The following is a 15,315-nucleotide window of genomic DNA, read 5'->3' as shown; positions in this document are numbered from 1 at the left end:
TTAGTATTGTATGGCTAATAATACATAAATAAAAATCCTTCTATATATACACTATTGTTGATTGAATAACCTAATTGAAAGTAAATAAAAGAGCCTACTTTGAGTGGTTTTTCAAAGCAAGCTCTTTTATTATGTATTTAAGTTATCTTTTTATAGAAATCAAATGTTTTATGTTATATATTTTAATTAATTTATTGTTTTTGACGTAATTTAAAAACACCAAAACCAATAGCCATACCAAGTATTATCCCTAAAGCAAGATTATTAATAAGCAATCCAAAAGCCGATCCTAGGCTCATGCCTAGACATATATAAATAATCATTGTGGAGTTTCCTGTATTATTGTTATCCAAAAATATGTACCTACCTTCCTTAAAAATATGCTTATACAAAATGCACTATCTTACCATTATAGCTTAACAGGGAAAGTAAAATATTGCATGTATAGTTTAGGTTTTTACATCTTTTAAAATAAAATTTAAACATGCCCTGCAATTTTATTTTTTAATTCGATTCGTAGTTAATCTTTTTTTCTATTATTTTTTGAAGAACCTGTTAGGAAGTTAGCTTTTGCTAACTGCTCTTTGTTCTTATTAACTTGGCCCTTTTTAGTAATGCAAGCACATATTATGGATATAGGACAGTATTACATATTAATCTTCATCTTCATTAAAAAAGGGCATTTTTATTACTTTCCTTACTAAGTGATGATTAGTTTATGGGGTACCGTCCACATTATAACGAAAATATAAGTTAAGCAGAATTCGACATAAAATTAGCCGAATTTCCTACTCTAAAGGATATTCGGCTAATATGTTTTATTTGGTTTCTTCATATTCCTTCATTATTTTATAAAACGTGTTTTTCTTTAGCTCTAACATTTCCATAAACATAACAGCAGTTATTTCTCCACTCTTCCACTTTGAATAAGTTTCTTCTATTATATTTAATTGTAGTTTGCTTAGCGTCGAAAGGTTTACCTGAGGACGGCCTAAGTGTTTTCCTTGAGATTTTGCTACAGCAATCCCCTCCGCTTGTCGCTGGCGAATTTTTTTACGCTCTTGATCCGCAACATAGGAAAGCAAAGATAAAAATTGGTCTTCCATTAAACGGCCCATATCCCCCATCTCACGAAACTTTCGACTATCAAACAGTGTTTCATTTTCTAAAACAACAATATCAGCTTGTAATTCTCTTGTTATGTACTTCCATTCTGAAATTACCTCATCATAATTGCGGCCCATACGATCTAAAGCATCTATGTAAACAATATCACCTGTACTCAATATTTTTCGTAATAATTGATATTGAGGACGATTAAAATGTCGTCCACTTGCTTTATCGACAAAAATGCGCCGAGCCTCCACCCCACGTTCCATCATTTTATGTAATTGACGTTGTTCATTTTGATCTTTTGTACTTACTCGTATATATCCATAAACATTCGCCACATTTGGTATCCTCCTTACATTTGTTACCTTAATTATACCATTTTCGTTTATAAAGGTATTCATTAAAACTAAACGTTTATAAAAATGTTTACATCACCTTTATAAACTTGATATTTCAATGTTTCATAGATGTTCTTTTGCTGTTTATAAAGGTATACCTTTTTAAACGGCTAAAAAATCTCAGCCTAATAAAGTAATTTTTTTAACTATCTTTATGTTTTCGCATTCACCAATAAATAAGTATTCTGTAGATTTTATCAATACCTAAATACCTCTAAAAAATATATATTTTAGTAAATGATGCTTATTGGAAAAGGGGCTAATGAACATGAAGATAAAAAAGAGGCAATTGGTAGCAACTATATATCCAGGTCAATTATTTAGCACTGTAAATTTACCCGAAGGCACAAGGTTTTTGAAATGGGAATTAGCAGGTAGTGGTGATTTAGATGATATTCTTTTTGACGTAATGGAAGATAAATTTTGGGACATAGATGATCTTATTTTTAGTGATGTTTTACACGAAAATCGAACTGAAGTAGTACAAAATAAAGAAATGTACATTGATAATGTTCGAAATGCGACATCATTAGTTGGAATAAACATATATGCTTTAATTTATGAATAAAGAAGCTTTAATATTTCTCAATACCCATTTTTTTCTACAAATTGTATATTTTAGTTAGGTTACTGTAGTAACCTGATTCAAAATATATTTTTTATGAAATGGGGAATGGATATGGAAACAAAAGCGACAGTAGAGATTGCAAGAGTAAGATCAGGTAAAGAGCCACAACCAGGACAGAAAAATCGTTCAAGTGGCAACTTTAGTACTGAGAATCTTCCAGCAGGAACAAAATATTTGAAATGGGAGGTTATAGGAGGCGGAGATCCGGACTTTATTAGCTTTAATGTAATGGAAGATAAGTCCGCTGCAACGGATCCTACTCATTTCTCTGGTGTATTAAGTGGCAATCGGACAAGTGTTATATCAAAAAGATCTCTTTATATTGCTAACCCTAAGAATGCTACCTCTGAATTTACTGTAATCGTATCTGCTATGGTTCAATAAGTAAAATCAAAAAGGAGACTACGAAATATTTTTTTAGTCTCTTTTTTATCGGTTACTTCGTCGCTCTTTCTATTTAACTTATTTAGAAAGAATAAGATTTTTTGATAATTGGGGGAATAAAGCTTCTTATGTCGACGGACACGCGAACCTAATACATAAAGAATATTCCTGTAATTTTCTCAATATAGGTGTATCTTATGATTAATAAAAAAATTCAAATTTATGTTACACCTGTATGAGGAAAGGTTTTTGATTTAATAGGGAAAAATACTATAGGGAGGAATAAAACATGTCTTTGAAAAAGAAATTAGGTATGGGAGTGGTTTCAGCCGCTCTTGGTTTATCTTTAATTGGCGGGGGGACATATGCGTATTTTAGTGATCAAGTTGTGACGAATAACACATTAGCCGCGGGGACATTAGATCTTGCTATGCAGCCTACCACTTCTCTTAATTTAGATAATTTAAAACCTGGGGATAAAATTTTAAAGAAATTCAATTTAAAAAATAGTGGTACGTTAGATATTAAAGATGTTCTAATGAAAGTAGATTATACCGTGAACGATTTAAAACAAGATAATCAGGAAGACGATTTCGGCAAACATATTAAAGTACAATTTCTTTGGGATTGGGATCCAGCTAAAAGTCCTGTATACGAAACAACTCTTGCAGAATTAAAATCACAAAATCCGGAAGTCACGTCCCATAAAATATTCCTTTCAAAATGGGCAGAGACGGGTGGATTAAAGGCGGGTAAGATGGATTGGTTCTGGATAAAGTTTATCTTTGAAGACAATAAAATGGACCAGAATATGTTCCAGGGAGATAGTATTGCGCTGAAAATGGAGTTCCAAGCGAATCAAACAGAAGGACAAGAAAGGTAATATTACAAGACCCATATATGGAAAATCTAAGACTTCTAAGACCTAACATTTTAGAAGTCTTATTTTCATATTTCAAATCGGAGTAATATTTATGGAAAAAAAGTAAGTTAAAAGAATATCAACGCTTTCTAGCTATAATATTATCAGTGCTGTTGTAAATTTTGTTTTCGTTTATATAGGTCTCATCCAAATTCCAAGATAATTGTATTTTTTTCTTCCAAATTTGATAGCTAAGGTTTCCGTATTCATGAACCTAGCGCATGATAGTTGTTGGGTGAATTGAGATTCCATGTTCTTTTAAAATTTCAGAGACATCACGATAAGTTAAAGAAAAATGACAGTAGTAGCCGACAGCTATTAAAATAATATCTTGCTTGAACTGTTTCCCTTTAAAATATCTCATTTATGTCTTTCCGTACGACTTTTTCTAGAATGTAGTTTCATTTAAAAAACTTTACAACAAAATTCTTTATGATTCGAGTTTTCATGTCAATTAAATGATGTTTAATAATATTAAGATTTATTTATATATCCTCTGAATGAACTTTTCAAATATTTATTTGGATATAAATCATTAATCATTGCGTATGGACTTCCATTCCAGTATCTTACTACTGGTGTCCATAGTCTATGCCCTTTTAGCCACTTCATTGTGTATTGCTGTAATAATTGATTATCTGTCAGCTTTTCTTTTTCTTCAATTGTCCACTGTAATGCATCTAGCGCTTTCTCTCTCGTCCAAAAGCCACTAGGTGTCATCTTAAATTCCCATTCTTTAAATTGATTCGGATATAAATCATTAATCATTGCATATGGACTATCATTCCAATATAATTGACAGGCTCCTCTCAATCCTAATTGAGTTAGCCATTTATTTTCGTATATATTCTTCAACTGATCCGGATTTAATTTTTCTTTTTCTTCAATAGTCCATTTCAGTGCTTGTAACGCTTTTTCTTTCGTCCAAAATTTATTAGGAGCCTTAGTAAATTCCCATTCTTTAAACCGATTTGGATATAAATCATTAATCATCGCATACGGGCTTCCATCCCAGAGCAACCTTAAAGGTGCACTTAGTCGCCGCTCATTTAACCATTTTTGCCCATAAATTTGCAAGAATTTTTTGGGTGATAATTTCTCCTCTTCTTCAATTATCCATTTTAATAATTGTAAGGCCTTTTCTTTCGTCCAAAAATTTAACGGCGTCATTCTAAATTCCCATTCTTTAAATTGATTCGGATATAGATCATTAATCATCGCATATGGACTATTGTCATATTTATGCTTTAATACGCCACGTAATCGATACTTCGCAATTACTGCGTTATTCCAATTCTGTTTTATCTCTTCCTCGTTCCAATTTAAAATGTTTGTTACTAAATACCTTGTTACTCTCTTAGCCATTTCATTATTTTCATCTAAATTCCAAGTATTTCGTGGAAATCTATTTCTTTTTCCATCTAATATCTCCTGATAGATGTCCTCTATAGTAATTGTATTCATTTGTATTTCACAACCTCCACCTAATAATATATTTATATATAGTTATAACGATTTTTAAACAATTATTAATATTGATAATATAGGGTTTTTGTGAGTTGAAACCTGTGCCCAACAGCTAAACATACATATAATTCTGCATACATGTTACGTTAAATGTTTTTATTTAATGCTATGTAGCGTTTAACGGTTTTCACATAAAATGTATTCTCCTGTTCATTTTCTTTCGTTAGAAAGGAATAGGGACGTCCGCTTTTCGAATTTATCTCAAAAAATAGGTATTTTATCTATTTTAAGAAAATAATGCATACGTAGTGAATTATTTGAACTCTAGATAATTCGTCAAATAAGAGGAATCATCATATACTATGCAATATTTCAATTCTTCACCATTTTCCTTATACCATATCGACTACTTTGTTCATATCTTATATTTCTTCAAAAGTGGACTGTTTTAAAATCTGTAACACCTGTAAATCTGGGATTTACTCCCTGTTATATAGTGTGAGTACGAAATATCACTTATAGAAGAAACACCTCATCAATCAATGTTTTGTCTATATCTATCTTATAAGCTATCTTGCGCCATTTCATTTACATCTTTATAATAATACAAGTATACATTTATAATAAGAGGTGCCTTATGAACAAATCAGAATTAATAAAACAAGTCGCAATACAATCCGAACTAACAAAACCGCAAGCAAGTCTTGCTGTAGATGCAGTGTTTGAATCCATTCAACATGCACTACAAAATGGGGAACATGTACAGTTACTTGGCTTCGGCACATTCGAAGTAAGAGAACGTGCTGCCCGTGAAGGACGCAATCCGCATACTGGTGAAGCTCTTACAATCCCTGCGGGGAAAACACCTGCCTTTAAAGCGGGGAAAGCATTAAAAGAAGCTGTAAAAGCTAAATAATATTTCTTTAACAGTAGCATGACTTTCAAGGATTTCATGCTACTGTTTTATTTTAGAATCGAATCGTGGAGATTGCATGTTTATATACAAGCTGTTGTTTCCCCTCATATTCTATTAAAATAGAAAAAGTATCATATCCTGTTATTATTCCTTTTATATGTAGTCCTTTTAACAGAATTAACGTGATATCCTTCTTCTTTTGAAACGCTTCTTGTAATAAGTGTTCCTGTGAAAAGAGTATGTTCTTACCTCTATCCTTTTGAAATGATTGTAATTTCGTTTCCAATGAGTTCTCCTCCTATTCTTCTCATACAGTCACTTTGTATTGTTCTAGTTCAGCTAACAGTTGTTTTAGACCCTCTGGACTCAACGTCAGCTTTCCACCTACTAGTTTTACATTCCTTGAAGATATTTCTCCTGTGATAGGACACGTACCATGAGGTGTATATTTTTGTAGAACAATCGCATCTTCCTCTACAAAAAATTCTAAAGCATCGCCTGTTTCCACCTGTAAAGTTTTTCTTGTTTCTTTTGGTATTACAATTCGTCCCAAATTATCTACTTTTCGTACAATACCTGTTGCTTTCATAAGCATACCCTCCTTTTTTACAAATAGAATATTCCACATATCGCGTAATCGTTTACATTATTTTAAAATCATATATACTATAAAAAAGTTTATCTCAATCTGTAGAAATATTCTCCAGTTCTTCTTACGTCCACTGTTGCAAACCTTCTATTCTCTTCATGCTCTCAATCACTTTTTCGTCACTCACTATATAATAAACCTCATTTCCTTTTCGCTCATAGGAAACGATCTTAAACTGTTTTAACTTTATTAACTGCTGTGACATTGTAGATTGTGGAACACGTAGTAACTTCTGTAACTCGGATACATTTAATGGTCCTTTCGAAATTAATTCTCGAACGATCATCAAACGCATAGGATGTCCAAGCATCCGCAATATATCTGCAGGTCTCTCATAATACTCAATATCCATATAGAAAGCTTTCGGCATAATCTCTTCCCCCTTTTGGATGAACGTTTTTTATATCCTAATATCATCTATTTGTTCCACCAATGTTTTATATATGTACGGGCTTCATCTAAGTATCTATATTCTTATAACTATATTATTCCTCAAAATTCTCCCCATTTCCTCTTTGTATCTTACATTGCTTCCGATATATCTTACTAAATAACTGATTTAATTCACTCTGTTTTATATTCTCTGGTATTTCTATTGCGCGTCCAAACGTTTTCCTCCAAGAAATTTTTCATACTTTAATTTATTTCGTAGAGACCGAATTTTGAAGTTTTTCCTTTTTCTGCTGTTCCTTCAGATGCTCCAATTGCAATAGTCTCTTTTTCATACATAAATAATCCTTTGGAATATCTTCTCGCAGACTTAAATCATATAGTAAACTGTTAAAATAGTTCCGCTGTCTTAAGGTAGACTTTCTTCTCCGCATAGAGTATTCCATCTGTTGCAATAGCTCCGTTAGCTCAACAGTAGAAAAATCCACTTCTATCCACTTCTGAAAAAAACGTGTTTTTTCTAAATAGACAATTACTTGCTCAACAAACGCATCCGTAATAATAGATTTATCTTCCTCTACAACAACATAGTCCATATCTTGAAGAAGCGTACGAACAATTCCTCGAATATCAGTGAGAACCCCCTGTTGTAAAGAGCGTTCTAAATCTGTAAATACCATTCTACCAACAATCCTTTCTTACAACCATGTAGTCTAATTAACATGAAAATTTCAGTACGTATTTTTTAGTCTAAAAAACACATAATAAATATATAATAATAAATATAATGTAATAATAACAAAACCCTTATAAATAAAGGATTTTAATTTCTTTTTAAAATAAACGTGTCAAAACATATACATTGTAATTGACGCGTTTCAAATAAGTATAAGTTGTATTTTTGAAATGAAAAACTCTAGATTTTTGACATTGGGTATAACATCTAAATAACATATTCTTATTCCCCCCTAAAAGTCCCAGTACCAGCGTGACTGTAACCAGGGGCAAAGGAAATAGTTTAAACCGTAAAGTTCTGGCCTCTAGAACTTTTTTAATTGAAAAAAGTTGTTATGGTCACATTAATTACATAGTAAACAGTTGGCTTAAAGAAGGATATATAAGGTTAGCCTGAATCCCTTATTATGCTAACCATCCAGTTAATTTATCAAGGGTGAAGCTTAGTAATAAGTACTCTGTTTGGTTGATTACATTGAAAAATTAATTAATTGAAACATTGAATTTGGACAGTTCCAAGGGAAGAATCTGATTTCACCTTTATGCAATATTTTATATTCTATTCTATAGGTCAACAACTATAAATTATCCAGTCATTATTCTCAAATTTTATATTTATTATTAGTAAAACAATTTTATTTTACTACGCAGCCATTACGTTTTTTTCTTTGTTATATAAAAATTACATACTAATTGACATTTTCGACACTTTCAAAAGAACGGATGATACATGGATTATCTTTACGATATTTAATTGTGTTTTCCTATATATATCTTTAACCTATAAATTTTTCTTCAATATGGATATACACCATTCTATAAGAATGCATCATTTTTCTCTATTTACCTACATTTACTTTTTTTAAAATTCACATAATTTTCAAGTGCAAAAAGCACATATGTCAATAAAAATAGAATCCATTCATGTTATATAAGAAAAGCCACAGTTTGCGACCAAGCTGTGGCTTTTCAACGTACTATGAATTGTAAAAATTATTGATAATTACATGAGATTTAATTGCCCTCAAGCTAAATATTTATTTGTTAAGAATCTCTGCAAAAGAACCTGTCATTTTGATTAAGTGAACATAATTATTAACTGTGCTCTTGTTCACATGAGACTTCTAGCAAAAATGACTCGAGATCTTTCAATAAAATATTATTTTTTTCAATAATTGATTTAATTACATCAATCCCAATTTTCTTTGAAAATTTGGGATTATCTTCTTTGATAAATTTATCAGATTCATTCATATACAATTGTTTTAACCTAAGGATTAAGTAACCATATAAATACAATAATAGGAAAGTTGCCTTATCCATGTTATCCATTATTCTTAATTTTTCTGATGGATTACAACTTATTACAACTGTAGAATTTTCATTAACCATACAAGTAATATCTATATCTGTGTCTCTAACTCTAAGTGTTATTTTTTTTAGTTCTCCACCATTACTTATAAATGCTTTAGTCGCTATTAGTTCTGTCGTCTGGTAAGATGCTCCTGTAAAAACATTGGCGTCATCAGTTACATTTCCCACAAAACCACTAATATTTTCTAATTTCGTGTCATCGTTTAATGTTCCATCACGTTCCGTATAAACATAAAATAACCAGTTAAATATATCAGGTTCAAGAGAGTAGTCAGTATTTGTGAGGGAAATAATGTCTTCACCAATCAGCTTTTTAAACCTACTAATATGGTAATCATTTGGCGTAAGAATGAGTACATACACTTTATTCCCTTTTTCAAAAAACAATGACTCAATATCTAAATCATTTACTCTATCAACTTTTGGTAGAAAATTCCCTTTACTATCTTTTCGCTTTTTTTTTGAGTACTCTATATTAGCAATTGCCTTCTGATAAAAAATAATTTCCTCTATAGAATTGTTATTACCATTAATTTGGGGTAATCTCATTTCTTCTAATTGACCTATCTCTTTCCAAGAATAAATGAAATTTTTTTCAGAATCACACATACCAGCAACCTGATTTTCATCTTTTTTCACATGAGTTAGTAACTCGCTATGTTGTCTTCTAAACACTTCATCCAAAGAAGATAAGCTATTAATATTATTTACTAAAAAAATATTAGAATATATTTTTGTCATCTATTTACCTCCTTCACATTCAATATTTAACTCTTTTATATTAGAATCACATAATGCACTACTTATCTTACTTCCCACAACTGACGTGAGTTTAAAATCTATATGAGCAGTATCTCTTTTAACCCGTTTAGGAAGAATAACTATACTCTCTGTCATAATAAAAGATTTCATAGAAAGTCCTCCTAAACGGTAATTTTCTAAAAGACTAATACAAATTGTTTGTTTCTCATTGACTCTAGTACTCGCGTTTTCATTGAGCCATTCTTTATCATTTACTAAAGTGACATCAATTATCTGCGGATTAAAGAAAATCTCTATCTGCAATCCTAACAGTTTTAATATAAACATTGAAAGTTTACCAGCTGGGACAATTTCTAGCTCAATATCGACTTGTTCTTCTTGGTATTCTCTACCTACTGGTTTAAATTTAATTAATTCTTTATTTCTATTTTTGATTTTAAAATTTATATTCACTGTCAACCGCTCAAAATATTTTTTAATACTCCATAATAATGTTTTATAAAGCAACCCAAGTAATGATTGTATAATTCCAACAACAACAGCAATTATACCGCTCAAAATAACTTTTTGTGTTGTAGGATCGGAATATCCATGTTGATTTAGAAAATCATATACGATATTTGTATTATTTGAAGAAATAATAGCAGTAAAAAGTGTTATTACAAAAGTTACAGTGAATTTTATGATTGATTTTATGAATTCATTGAGAGCTTTTTTCATGTGTCAATTACCTTTAGTCCAAAATTTAGAGTATCAATAAGTTTTAGTAATTTGGAATACTCAGACTCCGTCAGCCCGTTGTCTATTCCAATTACCCCATTTTTCTGAAGAACTATTTTTCTTTTACTATTATTTGTAATAAATGTAATTTCTTTTATATTAAAGCCATATCTACCGACTACATCTTCAACACTTTCCGAGGACAATTCATCATATTCCTCCAAATACAAACTATTAGGGTCTTCAACAAATAAGCAATCTGCCATTTTCATATTAAACAAATTAATATAGTTTAAAATAGCGAGGAACTTTTGATTTGTAACAAATAATTGTTGGATAGATCTGCTCTGGTACTCTCTGAATGTCAGACTATTATTAAGCAACTGGTTAAATGTATCAGGATTATATTTTATTGCGAAAGAATTCGGATAATTCCCTTTAACATAATCATACTTTTGCATATCAAGTAAGTTGCAAAAAGATTCTTTCTTCATTTCCCTTTGTCTTAATATCTTGTAGAATTGCATACTATCCCTCCTCACTTTTTAAGTTCCTATAATGATTATACACTGTAAACATTTAGTATGTTTGAATCAAGTGATTTAAAACCAAATTTTTCTTATTAATCTTAGTACCTTTAAATTCTTGACCTTTTTTGAGTTTGTATATCTATTTAAATTGATTTTTAATAGATATCGTTCTTGATACGATTGTTCTTTTTCCTATTTAAATATCTAGAAGCCCTCTAAAAGCAAATAGTTTTGGGCCCCTGTATATATTTAGAGCCATGTCCTTATATATAATAGTGCTATCATGTAATGATTTATCAAAGTAAAAATTGTAAATTGTCATTTTAATATCTAAAAAAATAATAAAACCCTTTTCTTATCTATCAATCTATTTACTCTATTATATACAATTAATAATATCATTAACCATTCTCAGAAACATCTAATAAATGGATTACTTTGTTATTCTAACAGGTACACTTTTTGGAATGTATTTAAAGATTAGAAAGATAAATAGGTTTTATAAAACATACAAAATGTTAAGCTCATAAGAACCAGTGATATCATGCGTTTTTCTATGGTATTACTGGTTTTTTTCGCTATAAAATAAAAAGAAAAAGATTGTCAGTTTAACAAAAAATAGTTATAGTTAAAGTAAGTTTTACATATTATAGATAACAGCATCGAATTAGGAGGTCGTGTTTTATGGCGAAAGGAGGACGAAAACCTGGAGCAAAAGAGCCGATTCGTTCATTAGAAAAAATTGAAGAAATGAAAGATTGGTTATTACAAAATTCCTCATATCGAAATTACTTTTTATTTTACTTTGGAATTAATACAGGTTTACGTATCAGTGACATTTTACGATTACGTGTAAAAGATGTTCGCGGAAAAGATGTCATGAAAATTAAAATGGAAAAAACAGATACAACCGTAGAAGTGTATTTCAATTCAGTCTTACAACAAGAAATTGCGAAATACACAAGTAATCGTGCTGATTCTGATTGGCTTTTCCCAAGTCGTCAAGGAGATAAACCCATTACAAGACAAATGGCTCATACTTTCTTGCATAAGGCTGCTGAGGCTTGCGGTATTGATTCAGAACAATGGGGAACGCATAGTATGAGAAAAACGTTTGGGTATCACTATTACCAGAGAAAGAAAGACGTGTACTATTTGATGAAACTATTTGGTCATGCGACTCAAGGACAAACGTTACAATACATCGGTGTAGAAGCCGATGAGATTCGAAAGACAATGGAAGACTTTACGTTGTAAGAACGAAAAGGGGGATATTGTTTGTGGTGGATATAGTGATTAATTTTTTGCTAAATGCTTTACCAAAGAAAAAATTCACCTGTGAGATGTGTCAATTTGTTTTTCCGTTGCCAAGAGGGGACGTAAGAGATTGTAAAAAGAAAAATGATGGTCCGTATTGCCCGAAATGTGGAAATAAGCATGGGGGAAGGAAAGAGAAAAGCTATAAGACAGTATTTGTAAACTAGGTAATAGAGAACATCAAGAAATAAGATTAAGAATGTTTTTTATGAAATTGTTATTCTACAATGAAAGGTAGGTAACTAATGAAAAAGCTAAAGGAATCAGATTTATATGCACCTGTAAAATCATTTTTAATTGAAAATGGCTGTTCAAATGTATATGGGGAAGTTTTAGGGTGTGATGTATTAGGGTTACATGGTGCCTGTGACATTGTTGTTGAATTAAAGACGACATTAAGCTTCAAATTGATAGATCAAGCGTTAGACAGGTTGAATTATGGCCACTATGTCTATATTGCAATTCCTCAACGGAAAGGACATATACCTAGATGTGTGAAAAAAATCTTAGAGCAAAATAAACTTGGATTACTTGAAATAGGAAAAGACAGATTCTCCGATGACATAATTGCATATATATCTATCCCCGCAAGATATAATCGCATTCCTAATGAGTTAAAAAAGAAAGGTTTTAAACCGATAAGAAGCTTTATTAAGAGCTATCATGAAACACAAATTGGTGGTGTTAAAGGGGGAGAGGGCACTACTGATTATTCAATTATGATTGAAAACATCAAAGCATTTTTACGCTACCATAAACATAAGAAGTGGACGACTGTAGAGGAAATATTAAATTATTGTGAAACCCATTATGCAAATCCTAAACCAAGTCTAATTGCAACTTTACAAGCTAAATGGAACAGTGATTGGTGTGAATGTAAACGTGAGAATGGTAAAGTTCACTTTAAATTTTCTGATAAATACCAAGATTTAATCAGCTGAATGCGCACATGAATTTTCAAGTGAAGCGGAAGTAAATAAGGATGGGATGTTATGAGAAATATTAGAGAAACAAAAAAATCAAAGAAATCCGAATATGCTTTTGTGATTTCCTTTATTTCTTTCTTTGTACTTATTATTGGGAATTTAATTGTTGGATTGTATACTGAATTTAAATTTTTGACGTATTTTGTGATTGCTATTTCAATTAATGGATATATCACTAATGAATTCCATAAAAAGTATAAAAATGAAACAAAATCGGTACTTTCATGAAAAAAGGAGTGGGTAAAAAATGATTCGCAAATCTTTTACAGATAGTAACGGAAAAAAAGGGAAAATAGGTAGTGTTGTGCGTAGTTGGTTATCTGAGAAAGATAAAACAGTGAAGGAGATCATTAGTAAAGGTGCAGGCGGAACAAGAGTCTACTTTGAAGAAGGCGGGTATGATAAGGCATCTTTTTGTGAGATTATAAAACAGTAATAAAACTGCTATTGAAAAAACGAATAAAATAGACTTTGGGATCCAGTGAACGTTCGGGATTTGAAATGAAATCGGTATTTGAAGAGACAGTGTTTCTTATAAAATTAAGAATATGAAAGAGGGGATAGAAGTGAAAATTTTTAATAAAATATTTAAACCTACATTAAAACCTAAATTCCCTATAGAAGATACCAGAAAATTATCAGATGGTGAAATTAAATTTCTAATTGAAAAATTTGAAGTCATGGAAGATGCTTTAAAATGGATGTTAACAGAGAATATAAGAATACCTAGAGCAAGTGAAGAAAAATTAGAATTTCATAAATTGTTAACATTAGAGCTTACAGATAAATTATTAAATAAAAGCAATTTATCAAAAATAGAGTTAGAAATACTCAATACTATGTTTAAAGAACAAGAAGGATTTGTGCCGGTATGTGAATTCGAATTGATGCATGAATTTGAAGGTAAAAAAAATAGAGAAGAAATCGAATATGATTTGAAACAACGAGGTTTTGAATATATTGAGAATGTAGGGTTTGTTCGAATGTTGAATTAGTAATTTTTGAATAATAAAAATCGAAAAGGAGAAGGCCAATATGAAGTTTGTTGAACGTCCTTTTTATAATATTAAAGAATTTGATTTTGGAGCTGTAGTTTGGACCATTATATTTTTTGTAGCACCAATGGTATTTTGGATAATTCCAGCACAAGCACACATGGGGTTAACAGAAGCTATGGCATATTTATTTTCACTGGATTTTTATACTGAAACTACTGTTTCAACAAATATGCTTAGTCAAATACAAAATAAAACAAGTTATTTATTGAATTTTGGGAAGGTAGTTGTTTGGATTTTGAGCATTAGTGCTTTATTAATATTCTTGTTCAAGAAACCCAAAGCGCTTAAATAAACCAGGAATGAAATTTAAAGGGATTATAGGTAGCTTTTTAGTTGGTGGATTATTTTGAACAACAAAAACTGAAATGGAATGGTGATATTCATGCGTAGGATTGTGAATGGTTTATTACTGCTAATTATATTTAGTGCATTTATTTTTGCAATTGCATATGCAATTGCAGACATTGCAACTATGAATATTTTAGCAGTTTCAAATCCCAAACTTGCTTTAGAATTGATGTTTGGAAAATTCAAAAATATCATTATTGTAGTATTATTATTTGGAATGTTTTGGATTTTACTTAAAGTAGGTCTACGTTATCTAGAGAGAAAAATAGAACAAGAGGAACGCGGGAACTTGATAAACAAGGAATAAAAAGGGGGAGTATAATGAAATTCAAAGGGATTATAAGTAGCTTTTTAACGGTAGGGTTGTTATTTACAGGATGTTCAGCGATTCAAAATTCAAATCCTGCAAAACAAACAAGTGGATCACAAGATATTGCACAAGTTATAGAATTTCCGTCAAATAAGTATCCAGAAACCGCGGCACATATTAAAGATGCGATTGCAAATGGCAATACAGATATTTGTACAATTGATCGGGATGGAGCCGCTGAAAGGAGAAAACAGTCTTTAGCAAATGTTCCAACGAAAAAGGGATATGATCGGGATGAATATCCTATG

Annotated in this window: 21 protein-coding genes and 2 pseudogenes; 12 read left to right on the top strand and 11 right to left on the bottom strand. The window is 30.8% G+C overall.

What is annotated here, in order from left to right; genetic code table 11:
- Nucleotides 1-191: 191 nt before the first annotated feature.
- Nucleotides 192-323 carry a hypothetical protein gene (locus RT27_RS36075; protein WP_255292214.1) on the bottom strand — a complete coding sequence of 44 codons (132 nt, stop codon included), beginning with the start codon at nucleotides 321-323 and terminating at the stop codon, nucleotides 192-194.
- Nucleotides 324-818: 495 nt separating this feature from the next.
- Complete coding sequence (locus tag RT27_RS07240; RefSeq protein ID WP_043935711.1) at nucleotides 819-1,451, bottom strand: recombinase family protein; 633 nt, start codon at nucleotides 1,449-1,451, stop codon at nucleotides 819-821.
- Nucleotides 1,452-1,779: 328 nt separating this feature from the next.
- On the opposite strand from RT27_RS07240, the gene RT27_RS07235 reads away from it, so the two are divergent.
- The 3 genes from RT27_RS07235 to RT27_RS07225 all read left to right on the top strand — a co-directional run bounded on the left by RT27_RS07235 (nucleotide 1,780) and on the right by RT27_RS07225 (nucleotide 3,406).
- Nucleotides 1,780-2,079, top strand: coding sequence for a hypothetical protein (locus tag RT27_RS07235; protein WP_043935710.1), 300 nt, complete (start codon nucleotides 1,780-1,782; stop codon nucleotides 2,077-2,079).
- 111 nt (nucleotides 2,080-2,190) lie between these two features.
- Complete coding sequence (locus RT27_RS07230) at nucleotides 2,191-2,523, top strand: hypothetical protein (RefSeq protein ID WP_000448097.1); 333 nt, start codon at nucleotides 2,191-2,193, stop codon at nucleotides 2,521-2,523.
- Between the two features lie 289 nt (nucleotides 2,524-2,812).
- Entirely contained in the window at nucleotides 2,813-3,406 is a 594-nt protein-coding gene (locus RT27_RS07225; protein WP_043935709.1) for a TasA family protein, read from the top strand.
- A gap of 172 nt (nucleotides 3,407-3,578) precedes the next feature.
- Here the strand turns inward: RT27_RS07225 and RT27_RS32960 are convergent.
- Both RT27_RS32960 and RT27_RS07220 read right to left on the bottom strand, forming a co-directional pair.
- Nucleotides 3,579-3,809, bottom strand: a pseudogene (locus RT27_RS32960) (IS6 family transposase); the annotation flags it as partial.
- 110 nt (nucleotides 3,810-3,919) lie between these two features.
- Nucleotides 3,920-4,915 (bottom strand): DUF4046 domain-containing protein, encoded by a 996-nt coding sequence (locus RT27_RS07220; RefSeq protein WP_043935708.1) that lies wholly within the window; start codon nucleotides 4,913-4,915, stop codon nucleotides 3,920-3,922.
- Between the two features lie 634 nt (nucleotides 4,916-5,549).
- On the opposite strand from RT27_RS07220, the gene RT27_RS07215 reads away from it, so the two are divergent.
- Nucleotides 5,550-5,828 (top strand): HU family DNA-binding protein, encoded by a 279-nt coding sequence (locus tag RT27_RS07215; RefSeq protein WP_001043042.1) that lies wholly within the window; start codon nucleotides 5,550-5,552, stop codon nucleotides 5,826-5,828.
- Nucleotides 5,829-5,880: 52 nt separating this feature from the next.
- On the opposite strand, the gene hfq is transcribed toward RT27_RS07215, so the two are convergent.
- The 7 genes and pseudogenes from hfq to RT27_RS07180 all read right to left on the bottom strand — a co-directional run bounded on the left by hfq (nucleotide 5,881) and on the right by RT27_RS07180 (nucleotide 10,985).
- Complete coding sequence (gene hfq, locus RT27_RS07210) at nucleotides 5,881-6,114, bottom strand: RNA chaperone Hfq (RefSeq protein ID WP_000448533.1); 234 nt, start codon at nucleotides 6,112-6,114, stop codon at nucleotides 5,881-5,883.
- Nucleotides 6,115-6,135: 21 nt separating this feature from the next.
- The gene (locus RT27_RS07205) at nucleotides 6,136-6,417 is read right to left on the bottom strand and encodes an AbrB/MazE/SpoVT family DNA-binding domain-containing protein (RefSeq protein ID WP_043935706.1); all 282 of its coding nucleotides are present in this window, start codon (nucleotides 6,415-6,417) and stop codon (nucleotides 6,136-6,138) included.
- Between the two features lie 124 nt (nucleotides 6,418-6,541).
- Complete coding sequence (locus tag RT27_RS07200) at nucleotides 6,542-6,847, bottom strand: metalloregulator ArsR/SmtB family transcription factor (RefSeq protein ID WP_001123514.1); 306 nt, start codon at nucleotides 6,845-6,847, stop codon at nucleotides 6,542-6,544.
- Between the two features lie 115 nt (nucleotides 6,848-6,962).
- Nucleotides 6,963-7,547: pseudogene (locus tag RT27_RS07195) on the bottom strand (hypothetical protein).
- Between the two features lie 1,150 nt (nucleotides 7,548-8,697).
- The gene (locus RT27_RS07190; RefSeq protein WP_000161854.1) at nucleotides 8,698-9,717 is read right to left on the bottom strand and encodes a hypothetical protein; all 1,020 of its coding nucleotides are present in this window, start codon (nucleotides 9,715-9,717) and stop codon (nucleotides 8,698-8,700) included.
- Nucleotides 9,718-10,458 (bottom strand): hypothetical protein, encoded by a 741-nt coding sequence (locus RT27_RS07185; RefSeq protein WP_000709857.1) that lies wholly within the window; start codon nucleotides 10,456-10,458, stop codon nucleotides 9,718-9,720. It lies immediately after the preceding gene.
- Nucleotides 10,455-10,985 (bottom strand): hypothetical protein, encoded by a 531-nt coding sequence (locus RT27_RS07180; RefSeq protein ID WP_001161077.1) that lies wholly within the window; start codon nucleotides 10,983-10,985, stop codon nucleotides 10,455-10,457. Before RT27_RS07180 ends, RT27_RS07185 begins: the two co-directional genes overlap by 4 nt.
- Before the next feature lie 687 nt (nucleotides 10,986-11,672).
- Between RT27_RS07180 and RT27_RS07175 the strand changes: the two genes are divergently transcribed.
- The 8 genes from RT27_RS07175 to RT27_RS07135 all read left to right on the top strand — a co-directional run.
- A complete protein-coding gene (locus RT27_RS07175) occupies nucleotides 11,673-12,245 on the top strand; it encodes a tyrosine-type recombinase/integrase (RefSeq protein WP_043935703.1) in 573 nt (190 codons plus the stop codon).
- Between the two features lie 305 nt (nucleotides 12,246-12,550).
- Nucleotides 12,551-13,246 (top strand): hypothetical protein, encoded by a 696-nt coding sequence (locus RT27_RS07165; protein WP_043935701.1) that lies wholly within the window; start codon nucleotides 12,551-12,553, stop codon nucleotides 13,244-13,246.
- Between the two features lie 51 nt (nucleotides 13,247-13,297).
- Nucleotides 13,298-13,519 carry a hypothetical protein gene (locus RT27_RS07160; protein ID WP_043935699.1) on the top strand — a complete coding sequence of 74 codons (222 nt, stop codon included), beginning with the start codon at nucleotides 13,298-13,300 and terminating at the stop codon, nucleotides 13,517-13,519.
- Nucleotides 13,520-13,538: 19 nt separating this feature from the next.
- Nucleotides 13,539-13,727, top strand: coding sequence for a hypothetical protein (locus RT27_RS07155; RefSeq protein WP_043935698.1), 189 nt, complete (start codon nucleotides 13,539-13,541; stop codon nucleotides 13,725-13,727).
- A 130-nt stretch (nucleotides 13,728-13,857) separates the two neighbouring features.
- The gene (locus tag RT27_RS07150) at nucleotides 13,858-14,286 is read left to right on the top strand and encodes a hypothetical protein (RefSeq protein ID WP_043935697.1); all 429 of its coding nucleotides are present in this window, start codon (nucleotides 13,858-13,860) and stop codon (nucleotides 14,284-14,286) included.
- Nucleotides 14,287-14,326: 40 nt separating this feature from the next.
- Entirely contained in the window at nucleotides 14,327-14,641 is a 315-nt protein-coding gene (locus RT27_RS07145) for a hypothetical protein (RefSeq protein ID WP_043935695.1), read from the top strand.
- A 90-nt stretch (nucleotides 14,642-14,731) separates the two neighbouring features.
- Nucleotides 14,732-15,004 (top strand): hypothetical protein, encoded by a 273-nt coding sequence (locus tag RT27_RS07140; protein ID WP_052497731.1) that lies wholly within the window; start codon nucleotides 14,732-14,734, stop codon nucleotides 15,002-15,004.
- A 14-nt stretch (nucleotides 15,005-15,018) separates the two neighbouring features.
- Nucleotides 15,019-15,315: sporulation protein (locus RT27_RS07135; protein ID WP_043935692.1), on the top strand; the 297-nt coding region annotated here is incomplete at its 3' end.

It is taken from the genome of Bacillus sp. L_1B0_5 (assembly GCF_000836715.1).
Lineage (GTDB): Bacteria > Bacillota > Bacilli > Bacillales > Bacillaceae_G > Bacillus_A > Bacillus_A thuringiensis_S.
The sequence above is the reverse complement of the archived record's forward strand: the minus strand, read 5'-3'. Positions and strand labels throughout refer to the sequence as shown.